Annotated in this window: 17 protein-coding genes; 4 read left to right on the plus strand and 13 right to left on the minus strand. The window is 36.1% G+C overall.

The genetic code is table 11. From position 1 onward, the window contains the following. The first annotated feature begins 7 nt into the window (after positions 1–7). Complete coding sequence (locus AO58_RS0104810; RefSeq protein ID WP_024980617.1) at positions 8–790, plus strand: enoyl-CoA hydratase/isomerase family protein; 783 nt, start codon at positions 8–10, stop codon at positions 788–790. A gap of 169 nt (positions 791–959) precedes the next feature. Continuing rightward, on the plus strand, positions 960–1,361 hold the full coding sequence (locus AO58_RS0104815) for a hypothetical protein (protein ID WP_024980618.1): 402 nt from the start codon (positions 960–962) through the stop codon (positions 1,359–1,361). 72 nt (positions 1,362–1,433) lie between these two features. Here AO58_RS0104815 and AO58_RS0104820 read toward each other — a convergent pair whose 3' ends face one another. The 3 genes from AO58_RS0104820 to AO58_RS0104830 form a co-directional block, all read right to left on the minus strand. Beyond that, the gene (locus tag AO58_RS0104820; RefSeq protein ID WP_024980619.1) at positions 1,434–2,087 is read right to left on the minus strand and encodes an HD domain-containing protein; all 654 of its coding nucleotides are present in this window, start codon (positions 2,085–2,087) and stop codon (positions 1,434–1,436) included. 103 nt (positions 2,088–2,190) lie between these two features. Continuing rightward, the gene (locus AO58_RS0104825) at positions 2,191–3,177 is read right to left on the minus strand and encodes an acyl-ACP desaturase (protein WP_024980620.1); all 987 of its coding nucleotides are present in this window, start codon (positions 3,175–3,177) and stop codon (positions 2,191–2,193) included. A gap of 32 nt (positions 3,178–3,209) precedes the next feature. Beyond that, positions 3,210–3,944, minus strand: coding sequence for a lysophospholipid acyltransferase family protein (locus AO58_RS0104830; RefSeq protein WP_024980621.1), 735 nt, complete (start codon positions 3,942–3,944; stop codon positions 3,210–3,212). Between the two features lie 125 nt (positions 3,945–4,069). Between AO58_RS0104830 and rnpA the strand changes: the two genes are divergently transcribed. Together rnpA and AO58_RS0104840 are read left to right on the plus strand one after the other, a co-directional pair. Further along, on the plus strand, positions 4,070–4,495 hold the full coding sequence (gene rnpA, locus AO58_RS0104835; RefSeq protein WP_024980622.1) for a ribonuclease P protein component: 426 nt from the start codon (positions 4,070–4,072) through the stop codon (positions 4,493–4,495). A 67-nt stretch (positions 4,496–4,562) separates the two neighbouring features. Further along, the gene (locus AO58_RS0104840) at positions 4,563–6,200 is read left to right on the plus strand and encodes a S41 family peptidase (protein WP_024980623.1); all 1,638 of its coding nucleotides are present in this window, start codon (positions 4,563–4,565) and stop codon (positions 6,198–6,200) included. A gap of 290 nt (positions 6,201–6,490) precedes the next feature. Here AO58_RS0104840 and AO58_RS0104845 read toward each other — a convergent pair whose 3' ends face one another. The 10 genes from AO58_RS0104845 to AO58_RS0104890 form a co-directional block, all read right to left on the minus strand. Next, positions 6,491–6,937 (minus strand): GNAT family N-acetyltransferase, encoded by a 447-nt coding sequence (locus tag AO58_RS0104845; RefSeq protein ID WP_024980624.1) that lies wholly within the window; start codon positions 6,935–6,937, stop codon positions 6,491–6,493. A 3-nt stretch (positions 6,938–6,940) separates the two neighbouring features. Beyond that, positions 6,941–7,921, minus strand: coding sequence for a DUF4837 family protein (locus AO58_RS0104850; RefSeq protein WP_024980625.1), 981 nt, complete (start codon positions 7,919–7,921; stop codon positions 6,941–6,943). Between the two features lie 47 nt (positions 7,922–7,968). After that, the gene (locus tag AO58_RS0104855; protein WP_024980626.1) at positions 7,969–9,969 is read right to left on the minus strand and encodes a LysM peptidoglycan-binding domain-containing protein; all 2,001 of its coding nucleotides are present in this window, start codon (positions 9,967–9,969) and stop codon (positions 7,969–7,971) included. 205 nt (positions 9,970–10,174) lie between these two features. Then, on the minus strand, positions 10,175–11,362 hold the full coding sequence (locus AO58_RS0104860; protein WP_024980627.1) for a phosphoglycerate kinase: 1,188 nt from the start codon (positions 11,360–11,362) through the stop codon (positions 10,175–10,177). Positions 11,363–11,640: 278 nt separating this feature from the next. Further along, positions 11,641–12,297, minus strand: coding sequence for a CoA transferase subunit B (locus AO58_RS0104865; RefSeq protein WP_024980628.1), 657 nt, complete (start codon positions 12,295–12,297; stop codon positions 11,641–11,643). Between the two features lie 144 nt (positions 12,298–12,441). Then, entirely contained in the window at positions 12,442–13,140 is a 699-nt protein-coding gene (locus AO58_RS0104870) for a CoA transferase subunit A (protein WP_024980629.1), read from the minus strand. 147 nt (positions 13,141–13,287) lie between these two features. Beyond that, positions 13,288–15,603 carry a penicillin-binding protein 1A gene (locus AO58_RS0104875; RefSeq protein ID WP_024980630.1) on the minus strand — a complete coding sequence of 772 codons (2,316 nt, stop codon included), beginning with the start codon at positions 15,601–15,603 and terminating at the stop codon, positions 13,288–13,290. 4 nt (positions 15,604–15,607) lie between these two features. Further along, complete coding sequence (locus tag AO58_RS0104880; RefSeq protein ID WP_024980631.1) at positions 15,608–16,087, minus strand: gliding motility lipoprotein GldH; 480 nt, start codon at positions 16,085–16,087, stop codon at positions 15,608–15,610. Continuing rightward, positions 16,071–17,423: a regulatory iron-sulfur-containing complex subunit RicT gene (locus tag AO58_RS0104885; protein ID WP_024980632.1), complete on the minus strand. Its 1,353-nt coding sequence runs from the start codon at positions 17,421–17,423 to the stop codon at positions 16,071–16,073. The genes AO58_RS0104880 and AO58_RS0104885 overlap by 17 nt, the downstream gene beginning before the upstream one ends. A 185-nt stretch (positions 17,424–17,608) precedes the next feature. Next, entirely contained in the window at positions 17,609–18,739 is a 1,131-nt protein-coding gene (locus tag AO58_RS0104890) for an ATP-binding protein (protein WP_024980633.1), read from the minus strand. Positions 18,740–18,901: the final 162 nt, after the last annotated feature.

Below are 18,901 nucleotides of genomic sequence, written 5' to 3' on the forward strand. Positions count from 1 at the left end.
CTAAACTATGAACTACGAAAATATTTTAATTGACGTTGAAAATAATATCGCTACCATTACCATCAATAGGCCGTCAAAGCTTAATGCCTTAAATATTAATACCATTTATGACTTAAATAAAGCCATAAAAACTCTTGGAAAAAATAAGGAAGTTAAAGTGATCTTACTCACCGGAAGTGGGGAAAAAGCATTTGTTGCGGGTGCAGATATTGCCGAATTTTCCGAATTTACTATTGAAGAAGGAACCGGTTTGGCTAGTGATGGTCAAATCCAGTTGTTTGACTTGATTGAAAATTTAAAAACACCAGTTATTGCAGCTATCAATGGTTTTGCTTTAGGAGGTGGATTAGAATTGGCGATGGCTTGTCACTTCAGAATTGCTTCAGACAATGCCAAAATGGGACTTCCAGAAGTTTCTTTAGGAGTCATTCCGGGTTATGGAGGAACACAACGTTTGCCACAACTCATCGGAAAAGGTCGCGCTATGGAATTAATCATGACTGCTAGTATGATCGATGCCGAAACCGCCAAAAACTATGGTTTGGTAAATCATGTTGTACCACAAGCAGAATTATTGGAGTTCGCCAAAGGAATTGCTCAAAAAATCATGAAAAATTCTCCTTTTGCTATTGGTCGAGCAATAAAAGCCATCAACGCTAATTATAAAGATGGTAAAAATGGTTTTGAAATCGAAATCAAAAACTTTGGAAAATGTTTTGGAACAGCTGATTTTAAAGAAGGAACTACCGCATTCTTAGAAAAAAGAAAAGCCAATTTTACCGGTAAATAATCAGGGAGTAAAGGGCCTTTTTTTGGTGATTAGTAACGCTAAATAGCCCCTTTTGTTTTTCATATACCTTATTGCATTTTTGACATTCAACTATCAGATTTTTTTTTATTGATATTTGAATGTCAAATTCTTATTAGCCCATTTTATAAATTAAATAAACTTATTTGTCATGTCCTTTCAACCTGTATTTGCTGAATTTTGGCAAAAAGTAATTGCCAGTATTGAAGATCGTTCTTTTGCTAAATTAACTTTGGCTAAAACCATTGGGGATACGGAATTAAAAAACATCTACGCGCGACCGATAATTGCAGAAGATAACAGCTTGCAATTCTCAATAATTGCCCGCTATAAAACTGAAGAAATTGAAAGTTTTCATTCGATAGACGAAACGTTTTTCGTGTTGAGTCCGTACATGAATAATCCCTTTTTGACCGCCTTGCTTTTTACTTCAGAAATGGATTTGACATTCAAATTGAACAAAAAAAGAGTAGGCAGTTTGACAGAAAGCGAGCCTACTTTTAAAAATGCTTCGGATGTTATGCTAGAATTAAAAGCTAGTGAAAATAAGTAATTTTTGGTGTTCTTTGGTTTTACCTTATTACAGTACTATAATCACTGAATACTAAAAACTGCCAACTGAACACTAGATTTCGCCTTCCCACTCAGCATAAAACTGAGATAAGAAATTTTCCATGTATTTATGCCTTTTCGATGCTAATGCTGCACCGGTTTTGGTGTTCATTTTATCTTTTAGCAACAATAATTTCTCGTAAAAATGATTGATGGTTGGTGCCTGGCTTGTTTTATATTCTTCCTTGGACATACGTAAATTAGGCGCAATCTCAGGATCATATAAAGCTCTATTTTTGAACCCACCATAATTAAATGCTCTCGCAATTCCAATCGCACCAATGGCATCCAAACGATCGGCATCTTGCACAATATCCAATTCAATGGATGAAAAAGTACGCTCCGTTTTGCCGCCTTTAAATGAAATATTAGCAATAATTTGTACCACATGCTCAATGATTTCTTGAGAAACTTGGTGTTCTTCTAAAAACTTCCGAGCCGTTTTGGGTCCAATAGTTTCATCGCCTCCATGAAATTTACTATCGGCAATGTCATGTAGTAAAGCCCCAAGTTGGACGACAAGTGTGTCACAGATTTCCGATGAAGCAATAAGTAAAGTGTTTTTATAGACCCTTTCTATATGAAACCAATCATGTCCTCCCTCTGCATCGGCAAGTGTTTGTTTTACAAAAAGAATCGTATCGTGAATTAGTTTGGCGTGATTCATAGGAGTTGTTTTGATTTGAAAAAAAAACTGATTTCAAAGTGATGTTCTTCAAAATCAGTTTTTATGAGCTTAATTTTAATCTGTATTAGTTAAAAATGAAGGATTATAATCTAGCTGGTTCAACCCATTTGAAAATATAAGACTCGGATGGAATCACCAATCGTTCGGATATTTTGGCCATTCGAGAAGGAAGTTTCATTAGGTAATCTCTAGCTTTTTCGGCTTCGTCTGTTAATCCACCAATTTTATCAATTTCCCATTTATCAATCAATTTCTGCATTATTTCTACATAATCAGAAGCGGTGTAGACTCCAATTCGTTGTGCCGAATCTGAAAATTGTTCGAAGGCTGAGCTTATTTTTTGTCCAGATTCTCTCAAGAAATGAGCTGGCATCACAATTTTTTGCTTCATCATGTATTGAAAAGCCAACATCATTTCGCTTGGGTCTACTTTGAAAATTTGGTTTACAAATTCACTATACGCATGATGATGACGCATTTCATCGCCAGCAATCATTTTACACATTTTGGATAGTTTTTTGTCACCAAAATTTTTAGCAATTTGCGATACACGGTTATGCGACACATAAGTAGCTAGTTCTTGAAAACTAGTGTACACGAAGTTTTTGTAAGGGTCGGTTCCAGTACCAATATCAAAGCCGTCATTGATTAAATGTTGCGTAGTAACCTCTACTTCGCGCATATTTACTCGGCCAGACAAATACAAATATTTGTTTAATAGATCACCGTGACGGTTTTCTTCGCCTGTCCATTGACGGATCCATTTGGACCAACCGTTGCGTTCTTGATTGTCTACTCCTTCTACTTCCATCAACCAGGATTCATAAGTTGGTAAAGCTTCTTCAGTAATGGTGTCACCTACAAGCGCTACCCAAAAATCATAAGGTAAATCTTTGGCAATTTCTCTCAATTCTTTCACTTCATCTAAGAAGGTATCGCTCTCAGAGTTTGGTAAAAAATCAGAAGGCTGCCATATTTTTTCTACCGGAATTAGAAATTGGTCCACAAAACTGTCGACGTTTTTTTCTAAAAACTGCATCACTTCTAATCGGATGTTTTTTATTGACATGGTATTTATTATTTAGGTATTGGTTTTATATTTTAGTAGCGTATTTCGCTAACGACAGCTGCTTCGGTTTTTTGAATTAAATCTGCAAAAGCAAAGTCTTTTACGGCCATGGGTTCATGTATAGTAAAAGTTAGTCGGTTGCCTAATCCCATTGGGAAAGTGCCAAAACGCACCATTTTCCAAGAATTATTTATAGTTACAGGCACCACATAAGCCGAAGGGGCATATTTACATAATATTTTTAATCCGCTTTGTGCAAACTCCTTTGGTTTTCCTGTTTTACTTCGGGTGCCTTCAGGGAAAATAACGGCTGAACGAGTATTCTTTTCTATGTATTCTGACAAACCTTTAATAGTTGGAATGGCTTGTTTAGGATCTTTTCTATCAATCAACACCGAACCTCCGTGGCGTAAATTATAGGATACACTTGGTATTCCACTACCCAATTCCTTTTTGCTTACAAATTTACAATGGAAACGACGCATAAACCAGATCATGGCAATGATGTCATACATGCTTTGATGATTGGCTACAATAATAAGAGGAACGTTTTTAGGTAGGTGATCTAAATTATTAAACTGATAGGTTGTTCCTAATAAATTGGTGCATTTCACTAGAAAAAAATTCAAGTAATCTACACTTTTCTTATGGGCTTGATAGCCGAATATATTGAAACAAAGCCACTGAATAGGGTGGAAAATTACTAAACACAAACCAAAACACAAATAGTAAACTATGGATATGGGGTACGAAATTATTTTTTGCATGCGATTAAAATAAGCGTCAAAAGTACAAATTAAATTATTTAATGCTATTTAATTCGTAAACAATAATCTGTTTGGGCTTTAATTGTAACTTTGCAGACAAATTATCCCCTTTTTATTTGAATTTAATGGATTTCAACTACCCAAAAGAAGAAAAGCTCAAAAGTAAAATCACTATCGGTTTATTGTTTTCCGAAGGGAAATCCGTATCCAAATATCCGTTGCGTTTGGTGTATTGTCCTTTGAATAACACCGAGCAAGAGCCTATAAAAATGGGAGTGTCAGTATCCAAAAAGTATTTTAAAAAAGCTGTTGATCGCAATTATTTTAAAAGAGTATTACGTGAAACGTATCGATTGAATAAACATTTGCTTTTAGATGCTTTGGAAGAACCTTATGGTTTTATGTTTTTTTATCAAACCAAAGAGCGATTGACGTATGAAGAAATTAATACCAAAACCATTCAATTGTTTGAAAAATTTGTAGCACAGCTTGCACAGAAGAAAGTTACCCAAAGTACTGATTCACCTTGTACTGATATCTCTCAAAAATAACAGGTCGAGTATTTATTCCCCTTTTATTATTAAATTAGAAGTCTATTAATCAATCAACGCTTTACTTATGAACGCTTTTTTTCAAAAAAAATATATCATTCCTGTTTTGGCTTCTGCTTTTTTGTTTGTTGGAGTGAGTTTCAAAAATGATTTTTTTGAAATCGCCAAGCAAATCGAAATTTTCACTACTCTTTTTAAAGAAGTCAACGCTAATTATGTTGACGAGACAAACCCCGGCGATTTGATGGATAAAGCCATTAAAGGAATGCTGGCCAGTTTGGATCCGTATACCAATTATTTTAATGAGGCGGATGTAGTAAAATTCAAAATTAATAATACGGGCGAATATACTGGAATCGGTGCGTTAATCAGTAGGAGAGAAGAACAGTTGATTATCAAAGAACCTTATAAAAATTTCCCTGCTGATAAAGCGGGACTCAAAGCAGGTGATGCCATTATTCAAATTGGTGACGTAATGCTGAAAGATTTTAAAGATGATGCCTCTCAATTGCTTAAAGGTGCCAAAAACACCAAAATCGACATCAAATACATTCGTCAAGGCAAAACGTTGAGTACGCAATTGGTTTTGGATGAAGTAGATCTTAAAGCGGTACCTTTTTTCGGAAAAATTGACGCTAAAACGGGTTATATTGTGTTGACTAGCTTTACCAAAAAAGCTTCTTCGGAAGTAAAAGAAGCTTTGGAACAACTCAAAAGAGAAGGGGCAGATCGTATTGTTTTGGACTTACGCGATAATCCCGGCGGACTGTTGAATGAAGCGGTGAATATTTGCAATTTGTTTGTTCCCAAAAATGAGATTATAGTTACCACCAAATCGAAAGTAGAAAAATATAATAATACCTATAAAACCACTCGCGAACCTGTAGATTTGAACATACCTGTAGTAGTTATTGTCAATGGACGAAGCGCTTCTGCCTCAGAGATTGTAGCAGGTGCGTTGCAGGATTTGGATCGTGCGGTAGTAGTGGGGAGCCGTAGTTTCGGTAAAGGGCTGGTTCAGCGCCCGATTGATCTGACCTACGGTACGCAAATAAAAGTGACTATTTCTCGTTACTACACACCTTCAGGACGTTGCATCCAAGCCTTGGATTATGCTCGAAAAGATAAAAATGGAGCGGCCATACGCACCGAAGAAAAAAATTACACTGCTTTTAAAACGCGTAAAGGAAGAACCGTGTACGATGGAGGAGGCATTCAACCTGATGTTGAGCTTTCAGAAACGCAAGTGAGTGCCATAGCCAATGCCGTAATTAAAAACGATGCTATCTTTGATTATGCTACCACTTATTATTACAAAAATCCCAATCTCGGGACTACCATTCCTACGATAACCGACGCAGATTATGCAGATTTTAAGCAATTTTTGAAAACCAAAAAATTCAATTTGGATACCGAAACCGAGTTGAATTTGAAAAAGACTTTGGCAGCGGCCAAAAAAGAAAAAATTGACGAAGCGATTACTGCAGAATACCAACAATTGTTAAACGCCATCCAAAAAAGTGAATGGACCGCTTTGGACAAAAATCAAAAAGAAATCAAAAATTTATTGCTGGATGAGATTATCAAGCGCTACCAATACCAAGAAGGATTGTATCAATACTACATTAAAAATAATTCTGAAATCAAAAAGGCAGTAAGTGTGTTGAGTACTTCGGCGGAGTACAATAGTATCTTGAAGATGTAAAAGAAATACCCAATAGAAATCAGCATCTATTCTTAAACATATTAGGCATATAAGCATTCAAGTCAATGTCTGAAATTTTTGAACCATATAAGAAATTTAAGGTCATATAAGTTAGTTTTAATGGATATTAAATTCTTCTCTTAATGTTTTACAAAACATAACTCTAGTTTAAAAACAGTACTAGTGTCAGTTCGAGCGCAGTCGAGAACCATTGCCGCATCTCGACTGCGCTTGAGGTGACAAAAAATAGCAATCGTTTAAAGCCGGTAATGTGGTCAATATATATAGGATTACCCTCTTTTCATCTCAATATGTGGAATATCATCTTCTAAATACATATCGCTAATGGCCACAAAGCCATGGCTTTCATAGAATTTTTTCAAGTACAATTGTGCGCCAATCGTAATGACAGTTTCTTTAAAATGAGATGCAATGCCTGCAATAGCGTTTTGCATGAGCTCTTGTCCCCATTTTTTATCTCTATAATTGGAATCCACCACTACACGTCCGATGGAAGCTTCTGGAAAACTTATGCCTGGTGATAATAAACGGGCGTGGGCTACAATTTTGTCCTCGTAGGTTCCAAAAAGATGGAGTGCCTTTTTGTCTTTTCCGTCTAAATCCAAATAGACGCAGTTTTGCTCCAATACAAAAATTTCACTTCGTAGTCTCAAGATATCATACAATTCGTCTACGGTCAAATCATGAAATGCTTTAATTTGCCAGTGTAACCCCATTTTTTATTTTTTTCTTTTAATAATTTTTACCGATTTGATAATAGATTCCAGCTCAAACATAACATCGCGTTTATCATCTGCTGGCGAATAACAAAAGCCTTCAATCACCATCAATCTCCTATATTCTTTGTCAAAAATAACATAATTGATAAATGGTCCCGACATGAAATCATTTTTTAACTCCCAGGTTCCTTTTGATTCATAGGTGGTGCAGTTGTCTAATTGTATGGTAGATAAATAAGGTGCATACCCTTTTTCGGTAATCATGGGCATTTGAATGTCCTTACCTTTAATATATAAGTTGCCAATTGAATCCCGCATTTTTATAATAGATCCAATGGGGTCTTTGCTAGAAATGGTTTCCAACGGTACATGATAGAGTAATAAACTCATGCTTCCACTAGTGATTTCTTTTTTCAACCAAATTAATCGAGGTTTTTGCAATGCGTAGGTAAAGGTTTCGGGAACCTCTATTTCGATTTGAAATTTATTTTTGAATATTTTGGGGTTTAATAGCGCCTCTCGATTGTTTTTTTGAACGACTTCAATTTCGCCTTTCTTTAGCGTTTGAATCATTTCGGGAGCGTGTTTTTCTAGAAGATATAAAAGTGTATCCGTGGTAGAGCCCGACAAATGAAAGACGGTTTGGGGAGTAGCGTATTTGTTTTTTTTGATTTCGAAAAAGGTGTTTTTTCCTTTTTTGATGACGATAATAGAACGGCTATCGGTAATAAATCCTTCTACTAATTTATCTGCGTATTGATTCAGGGTAAAAAGTGGTTCTTCTTGCGGAAGCCCTATAACTGGAGCTGCAAATTTATTGCGCAAGGTGTCACCCACTTCACCATTCCATAGCGCATCATTCATGATCACCGAGATTGTATTGATGTCTCCAGAGGATTCGCGCAATACGTTGTCTTGTTTTTTGGAACAAGAAATTATAAATGTGAAAAAGAGGAGGTATAAAAAATGGGCTTTATTCATAATTTTAAAATTAAAAATAAAACCCAAAAGTAACCTAATTTATTGTATTATCCGTTTATTTTCAACTTCATTCCGGGCTTTAAATCGCTTGCATTAATTCCATTCCATTTTTCTAAGTCGGAAATAGTAACTCCTGGATATTTTTTTGAGATGCTATACAATGAGTCACCTTTTTTAACATAATAGTCGTTAGTAATTCCTTTAGGTTTTGAAGGATAAATTTCTCTCTTTTTAAAGGAATCAGCCGTGGCGTTATTGGTTACAATAGCAATTTCATTTTTAGCTACAATTAGTGTCTTACCTGCTGTGATTTTATTTTTAACAATTGAATTCCATGAAATTAAATCAGTAGTAGGTGTCCCGAATTTCTTTGCAATGGTGCCCAAGTTATCACCTTCTTGCACCACATACGTAATGTCTTTTAATTCAGGTTTTACGCCTACTTGTGCCACTACAGCATTGGAGTTGGTTATGTTAATCCTTGCGCCAGGGGTAAAGCTAGTAGCTGTAATTGGATTCCATTTTTTTAAATCCTCAGCAGAAATATTGTATTTAGTAGCAATAGTATTGAGATTATCACCTTTTTGAACAATATGTTGCGTTGGGTTTTCTGCGACCAACAGCGAGTCTATTGACTTATCATCTTTAGTAGTTTTGTTTTCCGCTAGGGATTGCTGGGTTGTAAAAACGGGAGTGTTGAGGGCTGGACGTGTCGATTTTATTTTTAAAATTTTACCCATTGCCACGGTATTCCCTTTGATATTATTCCACTTTTTCAAATTGGCAACCGATACTTTGTAATCGGCGGCGACTGTATTTAAATTATCCCCTTTTTTAATTTTATACCATTCGTTGATAGTGGTAGTGGCTTCTTTAGTAGTGGTATTTGCGGCAATAGCGCTAGGAGTGTTCCATTGTACTGGATTTTTCCTTTTTTCATTGTCATATGCTGTGTAGGCGTATATCTTTTCTTCATTCGAAGTAAAAAGGCCAATTTTGCTATGAGGTAGTCTTAAATAATGCGCTTGATTGTCGTAAACTGGAATGACATTCATTTTATAAGACGGATTAAGTACTTGTAATTCGCTTATGGAAACGTCTATTAAATCTGCAATTTGTTTAAAAGTGATTTCTTTTTGAATACGAATCGTATCCGTTTCAAAGTGCTTTAATTTGGCACGTTGTGGAACTATCCCATGCTCTTTATGGTATTCGTATAAGTACATGGTCGCCAAAAAGGCAGGAACATAGCCTTGTGTTTCTTTTGGAAGATGGGTTTTAATTTTCCAAAAATTGTGATAACCGCCAGAGCGTCTTATGGCTTTGGTTACATTTCCAGGTCCTGAATTATAGGAGGCTAGTACCAAATCCCAATCCTGAAATAGAGGATACATGTTGGCCATGTATTGGGCTGCTGCTTCAGATGATTTTAACGGATCCGATCGTTCATCGATATAGGAGTCAATTTTTAAATTGTATTGTTTGCCCGTATGATACATGAACTGCCACAGTCCAGTCGCGCCAACTCTCGACACGGCTTTTGGATTTAAGGCCGATTCTACAACGGCAAGATACTTTATTTCTAATGGAATGTTTTTATTGGCTAATGCTTCTTCAAAAATGGGAAAATAGTATTCGGAGGTGGCCATTAATTTGCCAAAAGCATGCCGTCTGTTTTTTAAGAATGATTTTATTAAGTTTTCAAGACCTTGATTGTATTCGATATGAAAGGGTGATTTGGCATCCAAGGCGGCTAACCGTTCTTTAAGTAAAGCCGTTGGTAATTCTTGATCGATGGTTACATCGGTATTTAGAGTCTGAATATCGGTCGCTAAGTCATTGTAAATGTCGCTGGTTGCTAACTCTTTCATCCAAAGGCTATCCATTACTTCTGTTTTGGAATGGCTCACAAAAGTTTGTTTGATAGAATCGAGATAACTCACTGGTTTTTCAATCATTGGTGCTGTTTTTACTTCTTCAACTTGCTGCGAAAATACAGTTAGTGAAAAAAGAAAAAAGAAGCCTAATGTGGTATTTTTAAAACTCATAGATTTTATATTCAAAGTGCTTTTTTCCAAATGCTTAACATACGACAATTGCAAAAATACTTGGTAAGAACTAAAAAAAACCATAAATATTGTTAAATATACAACATTTATGGTTTTTAAGGTGCTTTTATTTTAAAAAACAGAGTTAAAGTAAGATTTTTCAATAGCACATTTAGCTTCTGATTTGCTGCTGTGCAGTATAATCTTATTCTAAAATAGCGGCGATACCCGGTAAAGTTCTTCCTTCTAGCATTTCAAGCATGGCGCCACCTCCTGTAGAAACGTAGCTCATTTTTTCTTCGAAACCAAATTGTTTCACTGCTGCAACTGAATCTCCACCACCTACTAAAGAAAAAGCGCCATTAGCAGTAGCTTCTGCGATATAATCTCCTAATGCAATAGTTCCTGCTGCAAAAGTTGGCATTTCGAAAACTCCTAGTGGTCCATTCCAAAGAATCGTTTTTGAGGCTAAAATAACTTCTTTGAAGTTGGCTAATGATTTTGGACCTGCATCCAAACCTTGCCATCCTTCAGGAATTGCTTTTACATCCACGATTTGAGTGTTGGCTGTATTTGAAAAATCATCTGCAGCAACCACGTCAACAGGAATGTGGATTTGCACTCCTTTTTCTTTCGCTAAACGCAAAATTTCAAGTGCTAGTTCTTGTTTGTCATCTTCACAAATTGAATTTCCAACAGAACCACCTAAGGCTTTTACAAAAGTAAAGGTCATACCTCCACCAATGATCATGTGGTCCACTTTATCCAAAATATTTTCAATAACTGTAATTTTAGAAGATACTTTAGAACCACCTAAAACAGCAGTAACTGGTTTTTCGCTATTTTTCAATACTTTGTTTAAGCTTTCAATTTCTTTAGCCAATAACGTTCCAAAACATTTACTAGTTGCAAAAAATTGTGCAATGATGGTCGTAGAGGCATGTGCTCTATGAGCTGTTCCAAAAGCATCGTTTACATAGATATCTCCTAATGCGGCTAATTGTCTAGCAAAGTCAACATCACCAGCTTCTTCTTCTTTGTAAAAACGTAAGTTTTCTAACAATAGTACTTGTCCTGGTTGTAGGTTGGCTGCCGCTGTTGTTGCTGGTTCACCAATACAATCTGAAGCAAATTGAACAGGTACTCCAAAAACTTCAGAAACTTTTGCTACAATATGACGTAACGAATATTTGTCTTCCGCTCCTTTTGGTCTTCCTAAGTGTGACATTAATATTACGCTTCCACCATCGGCTAAAATTTTGTCAATTGTAGGTTTGGCAGCTTCGATACGGTTAGCGTCTGTTACATTGAAATTTTCATCCAATGGCACATTAAAATCTACACGGATAATCGCTTTTTTATCTTTGAAATTGAAATCGTTTAATGTTCTCATTATATAAAGTATTTAATTGTAAATTATAATCTTATCTCACAAAGATAAACTATTTTGTCTTTCGGCTTTCTAGCTTAATCTATTAAAATATACTTAATTAATAACGAAAACGATGTAATTTTTTAATAAAATCAAATTTTTGACTTAAAAAAAATAGTATCGCATTATTTCGTTTTTTTTGAGTTTGAAAGATGATTCAAGTGCCATAAAAAAATCCAAAGCATGAGACGATTCTTTGCTTTGGATTTGATGATTTATTATTGAAAAAAGTGCTGTGATTACGCGATATTCATTTCTGGGATATCGCCTTCTATAATTAAGGAGGCTTCCGTTGCTTTGATTATTTCTTCGATGCTCACTCCTGGCGCTCGTTCTAATAATTTAAAACCTTTAGGTGTGATTTCCATAACGGCCAACTCGGTCACTACTTTTTTTACACAACCTACGCCGGTTAGTGGTAAGGTACATTTTTTGAGAATTTTGCTTTCGCCTGCTTTGTTTACGTGCATCATGGCCACAATAATGTTTTCCGCAGAGGCGACTAAATCCATGGCGCCGCCCATTCCTTTGACCATTTTTCCTGGAATTTTCCAGTTGGCAATATCGCCGTTTTCGGCAACTTCCATAGCTCCCAAAATGGTTAAATCAACATGTTGCCCTCTAATCATTCCGAAACTTGTGGCCGAATCAAAGAAACTAGCGCCTGGTAAGGTGGTAATGGTTTGTTTTCCGGCATTAATTAAATCGGCATCTTCTTCGCCTTCAAACGGGAAAGGTCCCATGCCTAACACCCCGTTTTCGCTTTGAAATTCTACCGAAATATCTTCTCTTACATAATTGGCTACCAAGGTTGGAATCCCGATGCCAAGGTTTACAAAGTAACCGTTTTGTACTTCTTTTGCAATGCGTTTTGCTATATCTTCTTTTGTTAGCATAATTTTGTTTTTTGAAACATAAAAGTCATATAAGTTTAGTATTGCCTACTAAATAGTTTTGAATCAGATAAGGAATTTGGAACATTTAAGTTTTAGCTTCAGACTGAACACTAATCCCGATACTTCGGGACTGACCACTGACCACTATCTTTTCCTAACCGTTCTTTGCTCTATTCGTTTTTCATATTTTTCTCCTTGAAAAATACGTTGAACTAAAATTCCAGGAATGTGAATTTGATTCGGATCCAAAGTGCCTGCTTCGACTAATTCTTCTACTTCGGCAATGGTAATTTTTGCGGCACCACACATGCAAGGATTAAAGTTTCGAGCTGTTCCTTTGAAGATTAAATTACCTGCTGTATCGCCTTTCCAAGCCTTGACAATCGCAAAGTCTGCTTTAAAAGCTTCTTCCATGATGTGCATTTTACCATTGAATTCGCGTACTTCTTTTCCTTCCGCTACTTCAGTTCCATAACCAGCTGGGGTGAAAAAAGCAGGAATTCCGGCTTGAGCTGCTCGGCATCGTTCGGCTAGAGTACCTTGCGGAATTAAATCAACTTCTAATTCTCCAGAAAGCATTTGGCGTTCAAATTCAGCATTTTCGCCTACATACGAAGAAATCATTTTTTTGATTTGTTTGTTTTGCAAGAGTAAGCCAAGGCCAAAATCGTCTACGCCAGCATTATTGGAGATACAAGTTAGTTGCTTGGTCTTTTTTTGGACTAAAGCAGCAATGGCATTTTCGGGTATACCACAAAGGCCAAAGCCGCCTAACATTAAGGTCATTCCGCTCTCAATCCCCGAAAGGGCTTCTTGAACATTTGAAACGGTTTTATTTATCATAAGTAATAGTTTAAAAGGTAGCTACACGCGAAATCGATTTCGTGTTTTGATTTCGAATTAGCTTAAAATGAGTAAAAGGAAAGTAATGTTAATTTTAAATGAAAACAACGATAGTCCACTTGATGAACTGTCGTTGTTTATTATGGATTACAGTTCAAATTCTTCTGTACTTTGTTCTACAGCGGTCGTGTCCACTACCACTTTTTTTCTTGGGGTATAACAATCTACTTTGATAGATAAGTTAGCCGGTCTTTCGAAAGGATCTTTAGATACTTGAAGGGTTGCATCTTCGTAACATTTTTTCATAAAATAACCCCATACTGGCAATGCGGTTGCAGCACCTTGTCCGTAGGTTAAGGTTTTGAAACGTGCCGAACGATCTTCGCAACCTACCCATACACCTGTAACTAAGTTGGGTACCATTCCCATAAACCACCCGTCAGATTGGTTTTGAGAAGTTCCTGTTTTACCTGCAATTGGGTTTTTGAACATGTATGGATAACCTGTCCAACGATGATCGCCTGAACCACCACCTTCGGTTCTTAATCGAGCACCTGATCCGCTTTCGGTTACACCTTCTAGTAATTTAATTACGGCAAAGGCAATATCTTTATTCAACACATCATGCGATTCTGGAATAGGTTCGTAAATCACTACGCCACTTTTGTCTTCTATTTTTGTTAAAAATTGCGGTTTCACATAAACCCCTTGATTAGCAAAAGTGCTGTAGGCAGCCACCATATCTTCTACAGTAATTTCTACGGCGCCTAAGGCAATGGAAGGTTGGTTAATGATTTCAGATTTTACGCCTAATTTATGGGTCAATTCAACTACTGCTTCTGGACCTGTTTTATCAATTAATTTTGCCGAAATGGTATTGATAGAGTAGGCCAAACCTTGTTTTAAAGTGACCATTCCACGGTATTTGTTGTCAGAGTTTCTTGGCTCCCAATCTTCAGTAACGTGGTGACGTCCTTTGTGAATCATAAAAGGAGAGTCGATGATAGAGTCGCAAGGCGACATGTTCAATTGTTCGATGGCCGTAGCATAAACAAACGGTTTAAAAGTAGAGCCTACTTGTCTCGCTCCTTGTCCTACGTGATCGTATTGAAAGTATTTATAATTGATGCCGCCCACCCAAGCTTTGATACTTCCAGTTTGTGGCTCCATAGCCATTAAACCAGATTGTAAAAAGTGTTTGTAATAACGAATAGAATCCATAGGTGTCATTACGGTATCAATTTCTCCTTTCCAAGAGAACACTTTCATTTTGGTTTTTACATTAAAAGAAGCGATTATTTCATCCTCAGATTTTTCCATGCCTTTCATGATGCTCCATCGGCTAGAGGATTTCATGGCTTGTTTTAAAATGCGTTGTGTTTCGGCTTCAGTAATATTAATAAATGGAGCGTTTTTGTTTCCTTTTTGTTGTAAAAAGAATTCCTCTTGCATATTGGCCATGTGTGCATTTACGGCTTCTTCTGCATAAGTTTGCATTCTTGAGTCGATGGTAGTATAAATTTTCAAACCATCTTTGTAGATATCATAATCTGTACCATCTGGTTTTTTGTTTTCTTCTACCCATTTTTTCATATAATCTCTAAGGTATTCTCTAAAATAAGTAGCAATACCGTCTTTATGAGTTTCTAGTTTGAAATTGAGTTTTATCGGTAAACTTTGTAATTGCAATTTTTGTTGTTCAGTAATAATTTTGGCTTTTTCCATTTGGTGCAAAACCACATTACGACGATTTTTTACGCCTTGTGCATTACGAATAGGATTATACAATCCTGAATTTTTGAACATACCTACCAAAATAGCCGATTCTTCAATGCTTAAATCTTTAGGCGCTTTTGAAAAATAAGTTTTCGCTGCCGAGCTTACTCCAACCGAGTTGTTTCCAAAATCATAGACATTACAATACATGGCAATGATTTCGTTTTTGGTATATTGGCGCTCCAAACGAATGGCAATAATCCATTCTTTCATTTTTTGTACGATTCGGAAAGGCAAGAATTTCGATCCTTCTCCGTGGAATAATTGTTTGGCTAATTGTTGGGATAAAGTACTGGCACCACCACTGGTTCCTAGACTCAAAATAGCTCTTAAAGTACCTCTGCCATCAATTCCGGAATGTTCGTAAAAACGTGCATCTTCAGTAGCTACCAAGGCTTGTACTAGATTTTGAGGCAAATCAGAATACTTTAATTGCGAACGATTCTTTTGGAAATATTTACCCAAAACTACTCCGTCAGATGAGATGATTTCCGTAGCTAAATTAGAGTCTGGATTTTCTAAATCTTCGAAAGAAGGCATAGATCCAAAAAGTCCCCATGAAGCAAAAAGGAAAAACAGGGCAATTATCCCCAAACCATAAAAGTAGATTTTCCAAAATTTCTTTTTATAGTAATTGATGTCTTTATCAATTCCTTTAGTCGATGTGTTGTTTTTTTTGACAGCCATAATGTTATTCTGTTTTTTCAATTCTAAAGCCCACATTGGTAATTCCATCCAAAACAGGAACCCCAGGGACTTTACCGTTTTCTCTTACTGCTTGTTTAATGTAAACTTTGAATTGTCCGTTAAACTTAATTTTTTCTTTATAAAAGAGCTTGCTTTCCTTTAAATCTGAGAAACCATCGCCTAGCAAGGTACCATCTGGATTGGCCATTTGGTATTCTAAAGTATCTACTTTGGTAAAGCCATTTTTCTTTTCGATGGCCACAATCAAGAAGATGTTATTGAATTTGTAATCGTCATTGGCTCTCAAATTCACAAACAAATTGTATTGTTGCGTGGAGTCCAATACAGGCAAATCGAAGGAAACAATACTGTCTTTGTTCCAGCCTTCGCCGACTGATTGGTATTCATCAAAAACTCTTTTCTTGTCACAGGCCAAAAAAAGCATAACAATTGAAAATAAAAGGCAACTATTTCTTATCCCCATTTTTTGTAATGATTATAGGTTTTCTTGGTTCATTAGGTTGATTTGTATTTGGCTTTTTCTCAGAATTATTTCCTCTGTTTCTGTTGTTTTGGGGGCGTTTTTTGTTGCCCGTTGACCCAGTTGGTTTATTGGTATTGCCTGCTGGAACTGGATTTTTTGCTGGAGCTTTTGGCGCATTCACCGAAGTGTTAGGGGTTATGGCAGCTCCTGCTTTACGTTTTTTAGCGGGACGTTTTTTGGCTTTGGGTTGGTCAAAACGAGTCAAACTTTCTTGGCCCATAGCGTTGTTAAAGTTTTTCTCTGGTTCGGCTACCACTTCTAAGGCATAGTCTTCTAACGATGAAACTTTGTTTTTTAGTTTGTTTTCGGCAATGATTTCTTGAACCTGTTCAATTTTTAGCACATGCCAATTGGCGAAATTATTCGTGTAAGCAAACCACATTAAGCCTTTGAAAATATCTTGTTTTTGACAGATAGCATCTCCTTTTTCGGTCACTAATTTGGTGTCGAAATTTGGAAAATGTTTCAAAGCATCCATGTAGGTGTCTAGTTCATAATTCAAACAACATTTCAATTTTCCACATTGTCCTGCTAGTTTTTGTGGATTCAAAGACAATTGTTGGTAACGAGCAGCTGAAGTGTTTACACTTCTAAAATCGGTCAACCAAGTCGAGCAACATAGCTCTCTTCCGCAAGAACCTATTCCTCCTAAACGAGCAGCTTCTTGACGGAAACCTACTTGTTTCATCTCGACTCTGGTGCTAAATTCTTTGGCAAAATCCTTTATTAATAAACGGAAATCGACACGATCGTTGGCGGTGTAGTAAAAAGTAGCTTTGGAACCATCACCTTGAAATTCGATATCCGAAATTTTCATTTCTAATTTGTGCTGAATAGCTAATTCACGTGCACGAACTTTCATAGGTTCTTCTTTATCTCTAGCAGCAGACCAAATATCGATGTCTTTTTGAGAGGCTTTTCTATAGATTTTTGGAATTTCTCCACTGTTATGGTTGACTCCTTTTTTCTTCATTTGAATTTTTACCAACTCACCAGTTAGCGTCACAATTCCGATATCGTGACCAGGTGAAGCTACCGTTGCCACGATGTCTCCCATACTTAAGGTTAGTTTTTCGGTATTGCGGTAAAATTCTTTTCTTCCGTTTTTGAAACGTACTTCGACACAGTCAAAAGGCGCTTCGCCATTGGGTAAACTCATGTTCGAAAGCCAATCAAAAACGGTTAATTTGTTGCAGCTATCGGTGCCGCAAGTCCCATTATTTTTACACCCCTTTGGTGCGCCACCATCGGAAGTTGAACAACTTGTACAAGCCATAATTATATTGTGATGTTGCCAAAAAAGCAACTTGAGTTCATACTGAAATTTAATCCGTAAAGATAGTATATTTTAATTGTATGTTACAACCGTAAAAATGAAGGATACTTCTTAAAATTGTACTAAAATAATTGGGGTTAATTAGTACTCTTTTTTTTGAATGGGATCAACTAATTTAAATTGTATCACTTGGCTAATAAAAAATCTTCGTAGTTGTCGGGGTTTATTATTGTTGTCGTTACATTGTTGTAATTGTCTAAAAACGTAGTAGGAATTTTATATTTCGCAGCCCTATTCCATTTGATTTCACAAGCTAAAATTTGGTCATTTCTTTTTTCGACATAATCAATTTCTTGTTGTTGCGTGGTTCTCCAAAAATGACAATCTGCCTCTTCTTGTTGGATGTTTAAATGTTTTATTCGCTCACTTATGATATAGTTCTCCCACAAGTTTCCTATGTCGTTTCTTTGGTTTATGGCATTGAAATTCCCCGTAACTGCATTGATAATTCCATTGTCATAGAAATATATTTTCTTCCCTTTTTTAATTTCATTTCGAACATTGTTTGAAAATGCGGGTAGTTTGAATATCACAAAAGCTTTTTCTAATAAATCAATATATTTTTCAACGGTTTTATTATCTATTTGTATGAGCTTGCTCAATTCATTGTAATTTACTTCGCTGCCTACTTGTAGTGCTAATGCTTTTACTATTTTCTGCAGTACGACAGGTTTTGCTATTTGCTCCAATAGAAACAAATCTTTGTATAAATAACTATTAGCGATGAGTTTGATGTGTTCTTTAGCATCAACGGGATTGTTGATAATCTCGGGGTAATTACCGTAAATAAGACGTTGTTCTATATTTCTCTTTTCTTCTAAGAGCCCATTGTGGGTAACCATTTCCGAGAAGGCAATAGGGAATAAATACATTTCATATTTTCTGCCTGTTAGGGGTTCGTTGAGTTTGTTAGCTAATTCAAAACTGGAGGATCCGGTTGCAATGACTTGTACGGTTTTGATTTGATCGACGATGATTTTGAGCACAATGCCAATGTTTGTTACTCGTTGCGCTTCGTCAATCACTAAAATTTCGTTGTCGCCAATTATATTTTTGAGTTTGGTTACATTAGGATTTTCGAATAAAGTAAGTACATCCGATTCGTCTCCGTTTAAGAAAAGTGTTTTTTTGTTTAGATCTGCAATTAGATGTTGAACAAAAGTGGTCTTGCCTACTTGTCTTGGACCAAATATAAGTAAGGCTTTGCCTTTGAATAAACGGGCTTTGGCATATATGGCTTGTTCTCTTGTTACCATAAAGTATTGATTTTAAGAAGTCAAAGGTAGTTGTTTTAGTTTCTATTCCAAAATTATTATCTTTTTTTTGGATTCAATTCCAAAATTATTATGTTTTTTTTGGATTCAATTCCAAAATAATTATGTTTTTGTACCATTTAAGGTATTTAAGGACATATAAGT

This window comes from Flavobacterium succinicans LMG 10402 (assembly GCF_000611675.1).
GTDB lineage: Bacteria > Bacteroidota > Bacteroidia > Flavobacteriales > Flavobacteriaceae > Flavobacterium > Flavobacterium succinicans.

Excerpts from the sequence above, each read along its gene's own strand:
- AO58_RS0104865 (WP_024980628.1), bottom strand. The coding sequence starts at position 12,297 with ATGCTAACAAAAGAAGATATAGCAAAACGCATTGCAAAAGAAGTACAA.
- AO58_RS0104830 (WP_024980621.1), bottom strand. The coding sequence starts at position 3,944 with ATGCAAAAAATAATTTCGTACCCCATATCCATAGTTTACTATTTGTGT.
- AO58_RS0104885 (WP_024980632.1), bottom strand. The coding sequence starts at position 17,423 with ATGGCTTGTACAAGTTGTTCAACTTCCGATGGTGGCGCACCAAAGGGG.
- AO58_RS0104845 (WP_024980624.1), bottom strand. The coding sequence starts at position 6,937 with ATGGGGTTACACTGGCAAATTAAAGCATTTCATGATTTGACCGTAGAC.
- AO58_RS0104870 (WP_024980629.1), bottom strand. The coding sequence starts at position 13,140 with ATGATAAATAAAACCGTTTCAAATGTTCAAGAAGCCCTTTCGGGGATT.
- AO58_RS0104820 (WP_024980619.1), bottom strand. The coding sequence starts at position 2,087 with ATGAATCACGCCAAACTAATTCACGATACGATTCTTTTTGTAAAACAA.
- AO58_RS0104840 (WP_024980623.1), top strand. The coding sequence starts at position 4,563 with ATGAACGCTTTTTTTCAAAAAAAATATATCATTCCTGTTTTGGCTTCT.
- AO58_RS0104855 (WP_024980626.1), bottom strand. The coding sequence starts at position 9,969 with ATGAGTTTTAAAAATACCACATTAGGCTTCTTTTTTCTTTTTTCACTA.
- AO58_RS0104850 (WP_024980625.1), bottom strand. The coding sequence starts at position 7,921 with ATGAATAAAGCCCATTTTTTATACCTCCTCTTTTTCACATTTATAATT.
- AO58_RS0104825 (WP_024980620.1), bottom strand. The coding sequence starts at position 3,177 with ATGTCAATAAAAAACATCCGATTAGAAGTGATGCAGTTTTTAGAAAAA.
- AO58_RS0104875 (WP_024980630.1), bottom strand. The coding sequence starts at position 15,603 with ATGGCTGTCAAAAAAAACAACACATCGACTAAAGGAATTGATAAAGAC.
- AO58_RS0104810 (WP_024980617.1), top strand. The coding sequence starts at position 8 with ATGAACTACGAAAATATTTTAATTGACGTTGAAAATAATATCGCTACC.
- AO58_RS0104890 (WP_024980633.1), bottom strand. The coding sequence starts at position 18,739 with ATGGTAACAAGAGAACAAGCCATATATGCCAAAGCCCGTTTATTCAAA.
- AO58_RS0104880 (WP_024980631.1), bottom strand. The coding sequence starts at position 16,087 with ATGGGGATAAGAAATAGTTGCCTTTTATTTTCAATTGTTATGCTTTTT.
- AO58_RS0104815 (WP_024980618.1), top strand. The coding sequence starts at position 960 with ATGTCCTTTCAACCTGTATTTGCTGAATTTTGGCAAAAAGTAATTGCC.
- AO58_RS0104860 (WP_024980627.1), bottom strand. The coding sequence starts at position 11,362 with ATGAGAACATTAAACGATTTCAATTTCAAAGATAAAAAAGCGATTATC.
- rnpA (WP_024980622.1), top strand. The coding sequence starts at position 4,070 with ATGGATTTCAACTACCCAAAAGAAGAAAAGCTCAAAAGTAAAATCACT.